Origin of the sequence: Paracoccus sp. S-4012 (assembly GCF_009674885.1) — a bacterium.
GTDB lineage: Bacteria > Pseudomonadota > Alphaproteobacteria > Rhodobacterales > Rhodobacteraceae > Paracoccus.
The window spans coordinates 40,863-56,030 of sequence record NZ_WKKA01000015.1; the positions used below are offsets into that span (position 1 = coordinate 40,863).

Here is a 15,168-nt window from a genome sequence, read left to right on the forward strand (position 1 = left end):
TTGCTCCTCAGATCAGGTTCGCGCCGGCGCATCGCCGAGCAGCCCGGTCGCCTTGGCGACGGGGAAATGGCAGGCGACGGCATGTCCGGCGCCATGGTCGATCAGCGGCGGCTCCTTCTCGGCGCAGAGCGGCTGCGCGATTGGGCAGCGGGTGCGGAAGCGGCAGCCGGAGGGCGGGTCGATCGGGCTCGGGACGTCGCCCTGAAGCACGATCCGCCGCCGGCTGCGCTCGCGCACGGGGTCGGCCAGCGGCACCGCGGACATCAGCGCATGGGTGTAGGGATGCAGCGGCGCGCCGTAGAGCTGCGCCTTCGGCGCGATCTCGACGATCTTGCCCAGATACATCACCGCGACCCGGTCGCTGATGTGCTGCACCACCGAGAGGTCATGCGCGATGAACAGGAACGCCGTGCCCTGATCGCGCTGCACGTCCTTGAGCAGGTTCAGCACCCCCGCCTGAACCGAGACGTCGAGCGCCGAGACCGGCTCGTCGAGGACCAGCAGTTCCGGCTTCAGCGCGAGCGCGCGGGCGATGACGACCCGCTGACGCTGACCGCCCGACAGCTCGTGCGGGTAACGCTCGGCGTGTTCGGGGTTCAGCCGCACGAGCTCCATCATCTCGGCCACGCGGGCCTTGCGCCCGGCCGCATCGAGGTCGCTGATCCGCAGCGGCTCGGCGATGTTGGCGCCGATGGTCATGCGCGGATGCAGCGAGGCGTAGGGGTCCTGGAACACCAGCTGCACCCTGCGCCGCAGCTGCCGCATCGCCTCCGGCGGAAGCGTGTTGATGTCGGTGCCGTGAAACAGCGTCTGGCCCGAACTCGGCTCGATCAGGCGCAGGATGCAGCGGCCGAGCGTGGACTTGCCGCAACCGGATTCGCCGACGAGGCCCAGCGTCTCGCCCGGCATCACGTCGAAGGAGACATCGGCCACGGCGCTGACCTGCGCGACCTCCCGCTCGATCAGGAGGCCGCCCTTCACCGGGAAGCGCTTCACGAGGTTGCGGACCGAGAGGATGGGATCGTGGCGGGTCATGCGGCGCGTCCGGCCCGGTCAAAGGCGAAATGGCAGGCGGCGCCATGCGCGCCCTCGAACAGCATCGGCGGCGCGTCCCGGCGGCAGATGTCGCGGGCCATGGGACACCGCGGGGCGAAGGGGCAGCCCGGCGGCAGGGTGCCGATCGGCGGCGGCGAGCCCTCGATCGAGAACAGCCGGTCGGTCTGGCTCGCCATGTTCGGGATCGAAGCGATTAGGCCGCGGGTATAGGGATGGCCGGGCCGGGCGAAGAGGTCGTTGACCCCCGCCTCCTCGACCACCCGCCCGGCATAGACCACCGCCACCCGGTCGGCATGGCCCGCGAGCACGCCGAGATCATGGGTGATGAGGATCATCCCCAGCTTCAGCCGCTGCTGCAGTTCGGCCAGCACGCCCATGATCTGCGCCTGCACGGTGACGTCGAGGGCGGTGGTCGGCTCGTCCGCGATCAGCAGGTCGGGATCGTTCGCCACCGCCATGGCGATCATCACCCGCTGCCGCATCCCGCCCGAGAACTCGTGCGGATACTGCGAGATCCGGCGGTCGGGCTGCGGAATGGCGACCAGCGCCAGCAGGTCCTTGGCCCGATCCATCGCGGCGCGCTTCGACATGCCCGGATTGTGCAGCCACACCGCCTCGGCGATCTGGGCGCCGACCGTCATCACCGGATTGAGCGAGGACAGCGGATCCTGGAAGATCATCGCGATGCGCGAGCCGCGCAGCGAGCGCATCTCGGCGCGGGGCAGTTCGGTCAGTTCGCGCCCCTTGAAGCGCACCGAGCCGGAGACCCGCGCGCCGCGCGGCTGCAGGCCGATCGAGGCAAGCATCCCGAGGGACTTGCCCGATCCGCTCTCGCCGACGACGCCCAGCACCTCGCCCGGCGCGACATGCAGGCTGATGCCGCGCACCGCCTCGAGGCTGCGGCCGCGCTTCTCGAACGTGACGCGGAGGTCGCGCACCTCGAACAGGGGGGTGGTGCCGGTCGCGGGCATCATTCCGACCTCGGATCGAAGTAGTCGTGGAGGCCGTCGCCGATGAAGTTGAAGCCCAGCACGATGGTCAGGATCGCAAGGCCGGGACCCAGCGCCACCCACCAGGAGTAGAACTGCGACGCCCCGTCCGAGATCATCGAGCCCCATTCCGGCGTCGGCGGGGTCGCGCCAAGGCCGATGAACGACAGCGAAGCGGCGAGCAGGATCACCTGGCCAAGGTCCATCGTCGCGCTGACGAGCACCGGGGTCCAGCAGAGCGGCAGGATATGCCGGATCAGCACCCGAGGCCGGGTCGCGCCGGAGGCCACGGCGGCCTCGACATGCTCGCGCTCGCGCACTTCCAGCACCTGCGCCCGCATCAGCCGCGCATAGACCGGCCACCAGACGATCACCATGGCGATGGCAGCGTTGCCGAGGCCCGGTCCCAGCGAGGCGGCGACGGCCATCGCCAGAAGCATCGGCGGGAAGGACAGGGTCACATCGACCAGCCGCATGATGACCGCGCCCACCCAGCCGCCGAGATAGCCCGACAGCGCGCCGAGCGTGGCGCCGATCAGCACCGACAGCGCGACTACCATCACCGCCAGCGGCAGCGAATGGACCGCGCCGTGCAGCGTGCGGCTGAGAACATCGCGGCCGAGCGCATCGGTGCCGAGCCAGTGCTCCCAGCTCGGCGCCTGCAACCGGCGGCCGACCAGGTCGAGCGGATCGTAGGGCGCCACCAGGGGGGCGGCTACGGTCATGATGGCCCAGAAGCCGACGATCAGAAGCCCCAGCATCATCGGCAGCGACAGCCAGTGCGGCCAGTGCAGGGCGAGGCGCGAGGCGCGGGAGGGGGAGACGAGGGTCATGCCTAGCCCAGCCGGACGCGCGGATTGGCCACGACATAGGCCACATCCGTGATGAGGTTGGTGATGAGGAAGATGACGCCGCCGACGATCGTCACGCCGATGATCGCCGGAAAGTCGAGCCCGCGCGCCGCCTCGACCGCGTAGGAGCCCATGCCGGGCCACGAGAAGATGGTCTCGGTCAGCACGGCCCCGGTCAGCAGGTAGGCGAAGGAATAGCCGATCACCGTCAGCGTCGGCACCAGCGTGTTGCGCAGCGCGTGGCGCAGGATGACGCGGCGCTCGCCGGCCCCCTTGGCGCGGGCGGTGAGGATGAACTCACGGCTCAGGACCTCAAGCATGTTGGCCCGCACGAGACGCGAGATGGTTCCCGCGACCGCCCAGCCGAGGACGAAGGCCGGCAGCAGCAGATGCCAGAGCGCGTCGAGAAACAGCCGGAGGTGTCCGGCGAGCAGCGTGTCGATGGTCAGGAACCCGGTGACCGAGGGCGGCAGCGCGGCCCTCGGGTCCACGCGCCCCGGCCCCGGCATGATCCCCCACTTGACCGAGAACACGTAGAGCAGCGCCAGCCCCATCCAGAAGACCGGGATCGACGAGCCGATCAGCGCGAAGAGCCGCGCCACATGGTCAACCACGGTGTTGCGGAAGGCCGCCGCCAGCACGCCGAGGGTGATCCCCATGCTCGACCCGACGATCAGGGCGGCGATGACCAGCTCCATCGTCGCGGGCAGGCGATAGAGCACGTCCTGCGCCACCGGCCTGCGGGTGATGAACGAGGTGCCCATGTCGCCCTGCAGGAGGTTGCCGACATAGATGAGGTAACGCTCGGGCAGGCTGCGATCGAGGCCCCACTTCGCCCGCGCCGCGGCCACCACCTCGGGGTTGTTCATCTGCCGGTCCGAGATGATCGCGGTCAGCGGGTCGCCCTTGGTGACCGCCGTCAGCAGGAAGGCCAGCGTGACCACCCCGAGAATCAGGAACGGCATCGCGGCGAGGCGGCGCAGGATGTAGCGGGTCATGCAGCTTTCCCCGTGAAACGCAGGGCACGGGCGCCAGACGTCCGGTCCTGCCGCGCATCATTGACAAGCGCGGCGGCGCTCGTCAACATAAATGGAATTATATTCCACCTGCGCTCGGGGCGGCCGCGGGGACCCTGGGGACGAATCTGCCGATGCGCAAGCGCGCGAAGAACCTCGACGGAAACGGCGGCGCCGATTCTGCCGCCACCTCCACCTCGCTGACGCGCGGGCTCGATATCCTGCGCGCCTTCAGCCAGCAGGACGCGACCCTCGGCAACCTGGAACTGCTGGAGCGGACCGGGCTTCCCAAGGCCACGGTCTCGCGGCTGACGGCGGCCCTGGTGGCGCAAGGCTATCTCAACTACGACGATCTTCTCGGGCGCTACAGCATCGGCCCGGCGACGGTCTCGCTGGGCTATTCGGCGCTGAGTTCCAGCCCGGTCGTGCAGATGGCCGTCCCGCTCATGCAGGAGCTGGCGGACGAGACCGGGGTCGCCGTTTCGCTGGGAATGCGCGACGAGCTGGAGATGGTCTATCTCGCCAACTGCCGCTCGATGAGCCCGGTCACGCTGCGGCTCAACGTCGGCTCGCGGCTGCCGGTCTGGCGCACGGCGATGGGTCTGGCCTACCTCGCCGGGATGAAGCCCGAGCCGCGCAAGAGCCTCGTGGCCGAGCTGATGCGGCGCGAACCGGCGCAGGCGGAGCGCATCCGGGCGCTGGCTGAGGACGCGGTCGAGAGCCTCCGCACCCGCGGCTTCGTCACCAGCCTCGGCACCTGGTACAGCTACATCAACGCGGTCGGCGTCGCGTTCCGGCCCACGGACGGCACGCGGCTGGTCGCGCTGACCTGCGGCGGCATCGTCGATCTCGTCCCCGCCGAAAACTGCACCGACATCGCCGGCCCGGCCTTGGTCCGCATGGTCGAGCGGCTCCGCGACCGGCTGGAGGGCCGGGAAAGCACCGCGACCCGTCCCCCTGCCCGTCCGCAAGGCTGGAAGACGACGGCGGACTGACCGCCGCCCGGCCTCATCCCTCAAGGAGCTGCCATGCCCGTTCCCGTTCTCTTTCCCAAGGTGAGCCTCGAGGAGACCACTGGCCGCGTCAGCCGCTGGCTCGTCCCCGCGGGCGAGGCGGTCACCGCCGGGCAGGTGCTGTTCGAGATCGAGAACGACAAGGCGGCGGTCGAGGTCGAGTCGCCGGCGGCAGGCATCCTGCGCGATCTGGTGGCCGAAGGCGACACGGTGGATGTCGGGGCGCCGGTGGCCAACATCTATCAGGAAGGGGAGGCCGCGGGCGAAGCGCCGCAACCCGCCCCTGCGGCGGGACCAAGCGGGGCGCAGGCGCCCGAGGCCGCGCGCGAGGAGGAGCACGCCCCGCCCCGGGGCCGTCTCAAGGGCCCGAACCCCACCCCCCTCGCCCGCCGCATCGCGCGCGAGAACGGGATTTCGCTCGCGGGGATGCAGGGCTCGGGGCCGAACGGCAGGGTTCAGAAGAAGGATGTGCTGGAGAGCCTGACCTCGCAGCCGTCCGAAGCGCCCTCCGCCCCTGTGGCGCACCGGCCCGCCGTTTCGAGCGCCGGGGGGCCGCTGCATTCGGTCTGGCTGCGCAAGGGCGAGGGCACGCCCGTGGTCCTGCTGCATGGCTACAGCGCCGACCTCAACAACTGGCGCGGGCTGTTCGCGGGGGCCTCGACCCCCTGGCCGGTTCTGGCGCTGGACCTGCCCGCGCATGGCGGCTCGCCGCGCGCGGTGCCCGAGGACCTCGACGCGCTCGCGGGCGAGGTCGAGGCGAGCCTCGAGGCGCTCGGCGTTACTTCCTGTCATCTTGTCGGCCATTCCTTCGGCGCTGCCACCGCCGTCCGGCTGGCCTCGCGGGCGCAGATCGACATTCGCGCCCTCGGGCTGATCTCGCCCGCCGGTCTCGGCCCCGAGATCAACCACGCCTTCACGGCCGGCATCCTGCGCGCCAGCAGCGCCGCGAGCCTGCGGCCCTGGCTGGAGCTTCTGGTCGAGGACCCGCGCGTCATCTCGGAGGCGTTCCTGCGCGCGGTCGAGGCGAGCCGGACGGACGAGGCGCTCACCGCCGCGATGGGCGCCTTCGCCGCCCGCTTCTTCGCCGACGGCACGCAGACCTTCTCGATCCGGGAGGAACTCGCCCGGCTGCGGATGCCCGCCCGCGTGATCTTCGGCCGCCAGGACCGCATCCTGCCCTTCGCGTCGAGCCGCGGGCTGCCGGGCAATGTGGGGCTGCACGCCTTCGACGGTTGCGGGCACATGCCGCATCTGGAGCATCCCGGCCCGGTGCTGGCGCTGCTCTCGGAACTGATCCGCAGTGCCGCCTGAATGCGCTTGCGCGGCGAGGACGGCGCGGCATAGGCTCGCCGAAAAATAAAACGGAATTAATTTCCACTGCCGGCGGATGGCCGGCGACGGATCAGCACGCCCGAGGCCCCGAATGACACAACGCACCCCTCTTGCGCCCTCAGCCTCGTGGTTCCGGCTCGAGAACGATGCCGCCGACTGGGCCGCGCAGAGGCCCGCGGACCTCGTTCACTGGTACGGCCAGATGCTGCTGATCCGCCGCTTCGAGGAAAGGCTGCTCGAACTTGAAAAGGCCGGACTGATCCACGGCCCGGCCCATGCCAGCATCGGTCAGGAGGCCGGGGCGGTGGGCGCGATGTCGGTGCTGGGGGCAGGTGACAAGATCAACGGCACCCACCGCGCCCATCATCAGGTGCTGCTGAAGCTGATGAACCCCGAGATCCCCGAGGGCTGGGACGCCCTGAAGGACGACTTCACGCCCGGCATGGACGAGGCGATCCATCGCTTCATGGCCGAGATCATGGGCCTGACGCCGGGCTATTGCGGCGGCCGCGGCGGCTCCATGCACATGCGCCATGCGGATGCGGGGGTCGTCGGCACCTCGGCCATCGTCGGCGGCAACCCGCCCCACGCGGTCGGCTATGCGCTGGCCGACAAGATGCTCGGCACCGGCAACGTCTCGGTCACGTTCTTCGGCGACGGCGCGACGCAGAACGGTGCCACCTACGAGGCCATGAACATCGCCGCGGCGCAGTCGGTGCCGGTGATCTTCTTCATCGAGAACAACCTCTACGGCGTCTCGACCCATATCTCGGACGTGACGCGCGAGACCCGCATGACCTCGCGCGGCGCCATGCTCGGCATCCCCTCCATCGAAGTCGACGGCATGGATGTGGTCGCGGTCCACCGCGCCATGGCCGAGGCCCGCCGCATCATCGCCGAAGAAGGCGGCCCGGTGGTGGTCGAGGTCATGCTCTACCGCTTCCTGCACCAGTCGGGCGGCCGCAGCGGCAGCGATTTCGGCTACCGAACGAAGGAGGAGGAGGAGGAGTGGCGCGGCCGCGATCCCCTCGCCCTGGCCGAGAAGCGGCTGGCGGATCTTGGCATCCTGTCGGCCGCGGACTTCGCCCGCATCGACGAGCTGATGGCGGATCGCGTGTCCGCCGCCGCGACGCGGCTGACCGAGACCGTGCCGGGCGGCAACGCGCTGCAAATTCCCGACCACCTCTGGCCTGATCCGGCGCAGCGCGACCACGGCATCCTGGGCGACCTCTCGGAGATGGCGGACCGGCGCATCCTCGATCACGCCGACCTGCGCGGCATGGCGACCGAGAAGGTCAAGTTCGTCACCGCCGCCTCGGAGACCCTTGCCGCCGCGATGGAGCGCGACCCGCGCATCATCGTCATGGGCGAGGACGTGCACCAGATGCGCGGCGGCGTCTCCGGCTTCACCAGGGGCGCGCTCGAACGCTGGCCGGAGCGCGTGCTGCCGATGCCGATCTCGGAGAACGGCTTCACCGGCGTCGCCGTGGGCGCGGCGCTGAACGGGCTGCGGCCGGTGGTCGAGGTGATGTTCGGCGATTTCTGCTTCGTCGCCGCCGACCAGATCGGCAATGGCGCCGGCAAGGTCCGGCACATGTTCGGCTCGGGCTTCGGGGTGCCGCTGGTCATGCGGGTCCGGGTCTCGCCGCATACCGGCTACGGCTCGCAGCATTCGACCGACCCCTCGGCGCTGTTCGGCCTGTTTCCGGGCTGGCGAATCTTCGTGCCGACCAACGCCTTCGACTATGTCGGCATGCTGAACGCGGCGCTCGCCTGCGAGGACCCGGTGGTGATCCTCGAGCATACCGAGTTCTATCAGCGCGAGGCCGAGGTTCCCGCGGGCGACCGCGGCTACTGCATCCCCTTCGGCAAGGCGCATGTCGTGCGGTCGGGAACCGCCTGCACCGTTCTTGCGACCTCGGTCATGGTCCAGAACGCCGTCCGCGCCGCCGAGGAGGCGGGGATCGACGCCGAGGTGATCGACCTGCGCAACCTCGACGTGCACGGCATGGACTGGGAGACCATCGGCGAGTCGGTCGGCCGCACGGGGCGCATCGTCATCGCCGAGCAGACCGCGCGCAGCATGTCGATGGGCGCGACCTGGGCCGACGGCATCCAGTCGCGCTTCTTCGACTGCCTCGATCATGAGATCATCCGGGTCACCGGCGGGCTTGCGGCACCCACGGTCTCGGCGGTGCTGAACAAGGCGGCGCTCGGGACGGCGGCAGACATCCGCGCTGCGCTCGAGCGCATCACGGCCCACTGAGACGTCACGAAAGAGAAGAACCCAAGGGAGGACATGGGCTCATGCTTCGGACTATGAGGAAATCGAAGGTCCTGCTGGCGTCGCTGGCGCTGTCGGCGGCCATGCTCGGCCTCGCGGCGCCGGGCGCACAGGCGCAGGAGCGCGCGCTCATCATCGCGCGCGACATGGACGTCAACTCGCTCGATCCGGCGCGGGCGTGGTGCGACACCTGCCAGATCTACAACTCGTCGGTCTATGAGCAGCTGGTCACGCTGGACAAGGACAACAAGGTCGTCCCCCTTCTGGCCGAAAGCTGGACCGTGAACCCGGAGCAGACGGAGTTCACCTTCAAGCTCGATCCGGCCGCGAAGTTCTCGGACGGCTCGCAGGTCGAAGCGAAGGACGTGAAGTGGTCCTTCGAGCGGCTCAAGCACATGAAGGCCAGCGGCTCGTTCCTGGCCGATCCGATCACCAATATCGACACGCCCGACGCCGCGACCGTGGTCGTCACGCTCGCCAGCCCCAACTCGGAGTTCCTCAGCCAGCTCGCGGCCGGATTCCTCGGTGTCATCAACAGCGATGTGGCCATCGAGAACGGCGCCATCGCCGACGAGACGACGGCCGAGAACGACGACTCCGAGACCTGGTTCCTGCAGAACTCGGCCGGCAGCGGCCCCTTCGTTCTGGCGAATTACGAGCCGAACTCGGAACTGCGCCTGACGCGGAACGAGAACTACTGGCGCGACAAGCCGCAGCTGCCGGAGGTGATCTTCCGCCAGGTCAAGGATGCCGTCGCCCAGGCCCAGATGCTGCAGTCGGGCGCCGTGGACCTCGCCATGCAGATCGACCCGGAAACCGCGAAATCGCTCGAGGGAACGGATGTCGTTGTCGAGCAGCTCCCGTCCTACAACTTCGTCTACCTCGCCCTGTCGCCCGGCGCCAAGGCCACGCCGATCGAGATGACGCCCGAGGTGCGCGAGGCGATCTCGCTGGCGATCGACCGCGACGGCGTGATCGACTTCACGCTCGGCGGCGCGGGCCGCAAGCTCGCGGCGCCGATCCCGCTGGGCTTCCCCGGCGGCGACGGCCATGAGGAGCCCGCCTATGACCCCGAGCGGGCGAAGGAGCTGCTGGAGGCGGCGGGTCATGGCGACGGCTTCACGCTGCAGTCGATCTATCCCGACCTCAACGTCTATGGCGTGGACTTCTCGCTGATGATGCAGAAGGTCCAGCAGGACCTCTCGAAGGTGGGGATCAAGGTGGAGCTTTCGCCGGTGCCCTTCGCCAACTGGCGCGAGGTGGCGAACGGCGACCACATCCCGCTGACCGCGGTCTTCTTCGCCCCCGACTTCTTCGGCACCTCGCAATATGTGGACGTGTTCGGGCTGGCCGAGGGCTCGGTCTGGGCGAACCGCGCCGGGGCCGAGACCGATCCCTCGATCGCCAACCCGCGCGCGAAGGAACTGCTGACCGCCGCGCTGGGGGCCGCCACCCCGGAAGAAGCGGAAAAGATCTGGTTCGAGGCCGGCGAGGAGATGATCGAGGACCGCATCATCCTGCCGATGGTCAGCCCTGACCTGATCCTCGCCTACCGGCCCGAGATCAAGGGCGTGCGCTACAGCGCCTGCTGCAACCTGCCGCTGGCCGAGATCACGAACCAGTAAGCAGCCCGGAAACGGCAAGGGGGCGCGATGATCCGCGCCCCCTTTTTCATGCCCTGATCGCAGCCGCTATTCGTAGGAGACCGCGAAGCTGGCCTCGGGATCGTAGTGCTGGTCCCAATAGGCCTTCCACAGCGCCTGCGTGACCGGCCCTACGCTGCCGTCGCCGACCTTCTCGCCGTCGAGCGTCGTGACGGGCATCACCCCGCCGGCGGTGGTCACGAACATCATCTCGTCGCAGTCATAGGCGGCGCTGACAGGGACATCGGTGATCTCCCACGGAATGCCGAGGCGGTCGGCGGCAAGCAGGACCGACTTGCGGGTGACCCCCTCGAGGACGCCGCGCGCGGGCGTGAAGAGCCTGCCATCCTTCACCAGCACGACATTGAAGCCAGAGCCTTCAGCCAGGTTGCGGTCGCCATCGGTCAGCAGCGCGTAGGAGCAGCCGCGGTCCCGCGCCTCCAGCAGCGCGCGGGTGAAGTCGCCCCATTGCAGGTTCTTCACCGTCGGGTCCATCGCTCCGGGCGGCACCCGGCGCACGTCCCGCGCGATGATCGCGCTGGCCCCGGTCTTCTGCAACTCCTCGTCGATGACCCAGAGGAAGGGCGTCACCATCAGATAGCAGCGGTTCTCGCATTCCTCCGGCGCATACTGGCGCAGGTAGCGCAGGCCGCGGGTGACGATCATCATCACATAGGCGTCGCGGATGCCGCTTCTGGCGACCATCTCGATCAGGCGATGGCGCAGCTCCTCGCGCGGGATCGGGCATGTCAGCCGCAGCTTCGCGCAGCTGCGCTCGAAGCGCTCGATGTGGTCGTCCAGGCGGAAATACCGCCCGTCCCAGACCGCCGGCACGTCATAGGCGAGGTCGGATTTCATGAAGCCGTTGTCGAGCAGTGGGACCGTGGCCTCATGCACCGGCATGTAGTCGCCCCCCGTCCAGGCGATCCCGTCGGCGAAGGGATTGGTGCTCTCGCGCAGTTCGGCCAGCCGCTTGCGGTAGCCCTCGAAGATATAGTCGGTATAGGCCATGTGCAGCCCCTCCCTTGCCGCCGGGTTCGGACTGCCGAAGCCTCGGTCCCCTGATCGGCCCGTCGCGGGCCTTCCGCTTGAAATCACAGGTCGGGAGGGCGGTCCAGCACCCTGCCGGTGATCCGCATCGGCTCAGGCGCGCGGCATCTTCGAGTGGCCGTAATAGCGGTAGCGCCGATGCACCTCGGCCAGTTGCTCCTCCGTCAGCAGGACCGGCGTTCCGGCCTTCGTGGCGAGGATATACTGCCGCGCCAGCGTTTCGAGCTTCACGGTCAGGTCGCCCGCCTGCCCCAGCGAGCGGCCGAGCGCGATCATGCCGTGGCTGGCCATCAGGCAGCCCATGTGCCCGCGCGCTGCCTCGACCACCGCGAAGGCCAGCGCGTCCGAACCGAACGGCTCATAGTGCGCGCAGGGAATGGAATTGCCGCCGAAGCTGGCGATCATGTAGTGGAACGGCGGGACCGGCTTCTGCAGGCAGGACAGCGCCACGCAATGATCGGCGTGGCTGTGGACCACGGCCTCGATCTCGGGCCGGTCACGGTAGAGTTCGGTGTGGATCCTCCATTCGGTCGATGGCACCGCCTCCGCATCGTCCAGAAGCTCGCCCTCGACGTCGATCGCCACGATCCGCGCGGCGGTCAGGTTCGCGGCCCGCGCCCCCGCCGGGGTGATCAGGATGCGCTCGCCGTGCCGCATGCTGATGTTGCCTGAACTGCCGTGATTGAGCCCCATGGTCTCGAGGCGGGCGACCATCTCCACGATCTCGCGGCGTTTGTCTTCTTCGTTCACTTCGCGTTCCCCGGTCGTTGCGGCGGCATGTTAGTGATCGGGCCCCGACATGCCAGAGCAGGCGGGGTGCAGCCAGGACCTTCCGGGACGGGTAATGGGGCGGCGCGTCCTACGGATCACCCATCAGCTCGAGCGCGCGCGCGAAGACATCATCCGCCCCGAGCTTGCCCGACTTGAGGAACAGCGCCATCGGCGTCTCGCCTTCGGTCACGCAGAAGCCGCTGCCATGCGGGGTCTCGGGCAGCGCCCGGACTTTTTGCGCGCCCAGGGCGGCCACGACCGCGCCCGAGGTTTCGCCTCCCGAGACAACCAGCCGGCGGATGCCGCGCTCGCGCAGGCCTGCCCCAATGCCCGAAAGCAGCCGTTCGGCCTTCCGGGCTGCGCCCGTCTGGCCCAGCGCCGCCTGCACCCGTTCGACCGCGTCGGGCGCCGCGGTGGTCGCAATCGCGAAGGGACGCGCGCCGATGCGCGGCGCCGCCCATGCCAGCGCGCGGGCCACGGCCGCCGGCTCGGGCGCGCCTTCGAGAAGGTCCAGCGTCAGGATCTCGTGCCCCTCGGCGGCGAAGCCTGCGATCTGCGCCTCCGCGGTCGGACCGACGCTGCCGACCAGCACGGCGCCGGGTCCGTTGATCCTCCGCGGCGCGCGCGTTGGGCCCGGCTGTGCCGCGTTGCGCGCCAGCGCCGTAGCGTAACCGATAATGAGGGGATCGCTCGCCACCACGACCGGCTCGACCGCGAGGGCCAGTTCGACCGACAGCGCCACGTCGCCGTCGTCGCTCGCATCCGCCAGCACATGCCGGGCCCCGCCCGCGGTCAGCCGGTCCCATTCGGCCCGCGCCGCCGCAAGCCCGCCCAAAAGCTTGAGATGCGACAGAAGCGAAACGGGCGAGCGTGTCTGCCGCGACAGGAAGCGGACGACGTCCGGGTCGCTCATCGGCGTCAGCGGATCGAACCGCTTGACCGATTCCGAGACGAGCCGCCCGCGATAGAACAGATAGCCCTGATGCACTGTCGCGTTGAAGCGCGGGAAGCCCGCGCTCATCAGCACTGGGCGGCCGCCGGCACGGTCCGACAGCAGCTCGGCCGCCAGGCCGATGTTGCCCTCCTCGGTCGAGTCGAAGCTGGCGCAGGCCTTGTAGGCCAGACGCCGCGCCCCCGCCCGGTCGAGCGCCTCAGCCCCCTCGCGGATGAGGTCGCGGGCTTCCTCCACCGGCACCAGCCGGCTGCGGGTGGCAAGGACGAGCACCGCCCCCTCGCCCTTCACGCTTGCGGCATCGAAGAACACGGGCGCGGTGATCCCCGCGCCCTCGAGAACCCCGGCCACGAGGAGCGCCCCGGTGAAGTCGTCGGCGATGATCCCAAGCTGCGGCGTCATGTAAGCTCCTGTGCGACCCGGCCCGGATTGCCCCGACTGGCGCAGGGGTTGCAAGCCCGTGCCTCGCCCGCCGAACCGGGGTCGCAGAACCGATCCTGCAGCGCGCGGCCGCCCTCTACCCCGATCGACGCGTCGATCCGGATGGATAGTTCCCGCCCCCCAACGCCGGGTCCGGTCGCAAGAGCGTAAACCTTCCGGCGGTGATCGGGGCGTTCCATCCCCCGAACAGGTGAGTTCCGCTGCGCGGGAACCTGCCCATAGCGTTCCTCAACGCCGGGCGCTGCAAGGAGCCCGGCGCAACGGAGGGGAAACTGATGATTTCCGCTGCAAGGGCGTCGGGGGGCGCCCGGCCGATGCGTCCCGCGGGTTGGAACTGACGCCATGGTTCAAGCTGCCCTGCGCCATGAGATGGAACTGCTCCGCCCGGAAGCCACGGGCTTCGGCGGGTCTCACTTCCAGTCCGTTCACTCTGCCGTGCCCGACGCCGCGAGCGGCGCCGTTGCGCGGCCCGACGGCTCCGCGTGGAGCGCCGCGGCTGCGCCCTTGGCCCTGCTCGCGGGCGATGCCGGAACCTTCGCCATCGCGGCGAGCCTCCTCGCCCCGTTCGGATCGTTCGCGGGCGACATGCCCGCCCTGTCTGCCCTCGTGGCGGCGGCGGTCCTGCTCCTTTACTGGTCGGACGGGCTCTATCCCGGCTACGGCATCTACCCGCATGAGCTTCTGCGGCGCCGTTTTGCCGCGGCTGGCAAGGTTGCGCTTCTGACGGGGGCCGGGGCGATGCTGCTGACGGGGAGCTGGCGCATGGCAGCTCTCAGCCTGTCCCTGTTGGCGATCGCGCTTGTCCTGCAACCGGCCGCCCGTGCGCTGGTCCGGTCGGCCCTCGCGCGCGCCGGCCTCTGGGGCAAGCCGGTGACGGTCCTCGGCGACGCGGTCGAGGCCGACGCTCTGCGCGATTACCTGGCGACCAACTGGCAGATCGGCATGACCTGCAAGGGTCCGGGCCGTGAAGGGGGAGGCCAGACCGCGCTGGTTCTGGGGCTTCAGACGCCCGCCGACGGGTTCGACATCAGCGGGCGGTTCACCGAAGTGATCGCGGTCGAGGGCCTGCCCGGCGCGCCGGGCCTGCGGCCGGATTTCGGCGGCGGCATCGGCCTGCGACTGCGGGGGCGTGCCAAGGCCGCGCCCGGATGGGCCGGGCGGGCGATGGACCTGGTGGTCGCGGGGCTTGCGCTGCTGCTCGTCGGACCGATCCTCCTGCTCGCGGCGGCGGCAATCTATCTGACGGACCCCGGCCCGGTGATCTACCGCCAGACGCGCGAGGGGCTCGGCGGGCGTCCGTTCAGCATGCTGAAGCTGCGGACGATGTACCGGGATGCCGAGCAGCGGCTGGAACGGTTGCTGCAGGAGGACGAGGCCGCCCGCGCCGAGTGGTCCACGCATTTCAAGCTGCGCAACGATCCGCGCGTCCTGCCCGTCATCGGCGCGTTCCTGCGGGCGAGCAGCATCGACGAGCTGCCCCAGCTTCTCAACGTCATCCGGGGCGAGATGCGCACCGTGGGGCCGCGGCCATTCCCGGCCTACCACCTCGCGGCGATGGATCCCGAGTTCCGGGCCAAGCGCTGCACCGTGACGCCCGGCGTCACCGGGCTGTGGCAGATATCGGGCCGCAGCAACGCCGACATCAGCCGCCAGCAGGCGCTCGACGGCTTCTATATCGACAACCGCTCGTTCTGGTTCGACGCGCATATCCTGCTGGGAACCTTCGCCGCCGTGTTCCGGGGGCACGGCGCGTACTGAGCACCTCAAGAA

General features: G+C 69.6%; 12 protein-coding genes. 5 read left to right on the forward strand and 7 right to left on the reverse strand.

The annotated features are described in order from the left end of the window. Positions 1-12: 12 nt before the first annotated feature. From GI374_RS15515 to GI374_RS15530, 4 genes are read right to left on the reverse strand one after another with little or no spacing between them, the layout of a single operon-like run. The gene (locus GI374_RS15515; RefSeq protein WP_154337958.1) at positions 13-1,035 is read right to left on the reverse strand and encodes an ABC transporter ATP-binding protein; all 1,023 of its coding nucleotides are present in this window, start codon (positions 1,033-1,035) and stop codon (positions 13-15) included. Continuing rightward, the gene (locus GI374_RS15520; protein WP_229583397.1) at positions 1,032-2,027 is read right to left on the reverse strand and encodes an ABC transporter ATP-binding protein; all 996 of its coding nucleotides are present in this window, start codon (positions 2,025-2,027) and stop codon (positions 1,032-1,034) included. The genes GI374_RS15515 and GI374_RS15520 overlap by 4 nt, the downstream gene beginning before the upstream one ends. After that, positions 2,027-2,878: an ABC transporter permease gene (locus GI374_RS15525; protein WP_154337960.1), complete on the reverse strand. Its 852-nt coding sequence runs from the start codon at positions 2,876-2,878 to the stop codon at positions 2,027-2,029. The genes GI374_RS15520 and GI374_RS15525 overlap by 1 nt, the downstream gene beginning before the upstream one ends. 2 nt (positions 2,879-2,880) lie before the next feature. Then, entirely contained in the window at positions 2,881-3,894 is a 1,014-nt protein-coding gene (locus GI374_RS15530) for an ABC transporter permease (protein ID WP_154337961.1), read from the reverse strand. 152 nt (positions 3,895-4,046) lie between these two features. On the opposite strand from GI374_RS15530, the gene GI374_RS15535 reads away from it, so the two are divergent. The 4 genes from GI374_RS15535 (at position 4,047) to GI374_RS15550 (ending at position 10,166) form a co-directional block, all read left to right on the forward strand. Next, positions 4,047-4,907 (forward strand): IclR family transcriptional regulator, encoded by an 861-nt coding sequence (locus tag GI374_RS15535; protein WP_154337962.1) that lies wholly within the window; start codon positions 4,047-4,049, stop codon positions 4,905-4,907. Positions 4,908-4,940: 33 nt separating this feature from the next. Next, positions 4,941-6,236, forward strand: coding sequence for an acetoin dehydrogenase dihydrolipoyllysine-residue acetyltransferase subunit (locus GI374_RS15540; protein WP_154337963.1), 1,296 nt, complete (start codon positions 4,941-4,943; stop codon positions 6,234-6,236). Positions 6,237-6,348: 112 nt separating this feature from the next. Beyond that, positions 6,349-8,523: a thiamine pyrophosphate-dependent enzyme gene (locus GI374_RS15545; RefSeq protein ID WP_154337964.1), complete on the forward strand. Its 2,175-nt coding sequence runs from the start codon at positions 6,349-6,351 to the stop codon at positions 8,521-8,523. Between the two features lie 41 nt (positions 8,524-8,564). Next, positions 8,565-10,166 (forward strand): ABC transporter substrate-binding protein, encoded by a 1,602-nt coding sequence (locus tag GI374_RS15550; RefSeq protein WP_195759954.1) that lies wholly within the window; start codon positions 8,565-8,567, stop codon positions 10,164-10,166. 66 nt (positions 10,167-10,232) lie between these two features. Here GI374_RS15550 and GI374_RS15555 read toward each other — a convergent pair whose 3' ends face one another. The 3 genes from GI374_RS15555 to GI374_RS15565 form a co-directional block, all read right to left on the reverse strand. Beyond that, complete coding sequence (locus tag GI374_RS15555; protein WP_154337965.1) at positions 10,233-11,195, reverse strand: aminotransferase class IV; 963 nt, start codon at positions 11,193-11,195, stop codon at positions 10,233-10,235. A gap of 132 nt (positions 11,196-11,327) precedes the next feature. Then, entirely contained in the window at positions 11,328-11,984 is a 657-nt protein-coding gene (locus GI374_RS15560; protein ID WP_370515399.1) for a class II aldolase/adducin family protein, read from the reverse strand. 109 nt (positions 11,985-12,093) lie between these two features. Next, positions 12,094-13,359 carry a four-carbon acid sugar kinase family protein gene (locus GI374_RS15565; RefSeq protein ID WP_154337966.1) on the reverse strand — a complete coding sequence of 422 codons (1,266 nt, stop codon included), beginning with the start codon at positions 13,357-13,359 and terminating at the stop codon, positions 12,094-12,096. 408 nt (positions 13,360-13,767) lie between these two features. On the opposite strand from GI374_RS15565, the gene GI374_RS15570 reads away from it, so the two are divergent. Then, entirely contained in the window at positions 13,768-15,156 is a 1,389-nt protein-coding gene (locus GI374_RS15570) for a sugar transferase (protein WP_154337967.1), read from the forward strand. Positions 15,157-15,168 lie beyond the last annotated feature (12 nt).

Bases quoted from the DNA above. Each gene is read 5' to 3' on its own strand.
- GI374_RS15530 (WP_154337961.1), bottom strand. From the start codon at position 3,894: ATGACCCGCTACATCCTGCGCCGCCTCGCCGCGATGCCGTTCCTGATT.
- GI374_RS15520 (WP_229583397.1), bottom strand. From the start codon at position 2,027: ATGCCCGCGACCGGCACCACCCCCCTGTTCGAGGTGCGCGACCTCCGC.
- GI374_RS15525 (WP_154337960.1), bottom strand. From the start codon at position 2,878: ATGACCCTCGTCTCCCCCTCCCGCGCCTCGCGCCTCGCCCTGCACTGG.
- GI374_RS15550 (WP_195759954.1), top strand. From the start codon at position 8,565: ATGCTTCGGACTATGAGGAAATCGAAGGTCCTGCTGGCGTCGCTGGCG.
- GI374_RS15555 (WP_154337965.1), bottom strand. From the start codon at position 11,195: ATGGCCTATACCGACTATATCTTCGAGGGCTACCGCAAGCGGCTGGCC.
- GI374_RS15545 (WP_154337964.1), top strand. From the start codon at position 6,349: ATGACACAACGCACCCCTCTTGCGCCCTCAGCCTCGTGGTTCCGGCTC.
- GI374_RS15540 (WP_154337963.1), top strand. From the start codon at position 4,941: ATGCCCGTTCCCGTTCTCTTTCCCAAGGTGAGCCTCGAGGAGACCACT.
- GI374_RS15565 (WP_154337966.1), bottom strand. From the start codon at position 13,359: ATGACGCCGCAGCTTGGGATCATCGCCGACGACTTCACCGGGGCGCTC.
- GI374_RS15570 (WP_154337967.1), top strand. From the start codon at position 13,768: ATGGAACTGCTCCGCCCGGAAGCCACGGGCTTCGGCGGGTCTCACTTC.
- GI374_RS15515 (WP_154337958.1), bottom strand. From the start codon at position 1,035: ATGACCCGCCACGATCCCATCCTCTCGGTCCGCAACCTCGTGAAGCGC.
- GI374_RS15535 (WP_154337962.1), top strand. From the start codon at position 4,047: ATGCGCAAGCGCGCGAAGAACCTCGACGGAAACGGCGGCGCCGATTCT.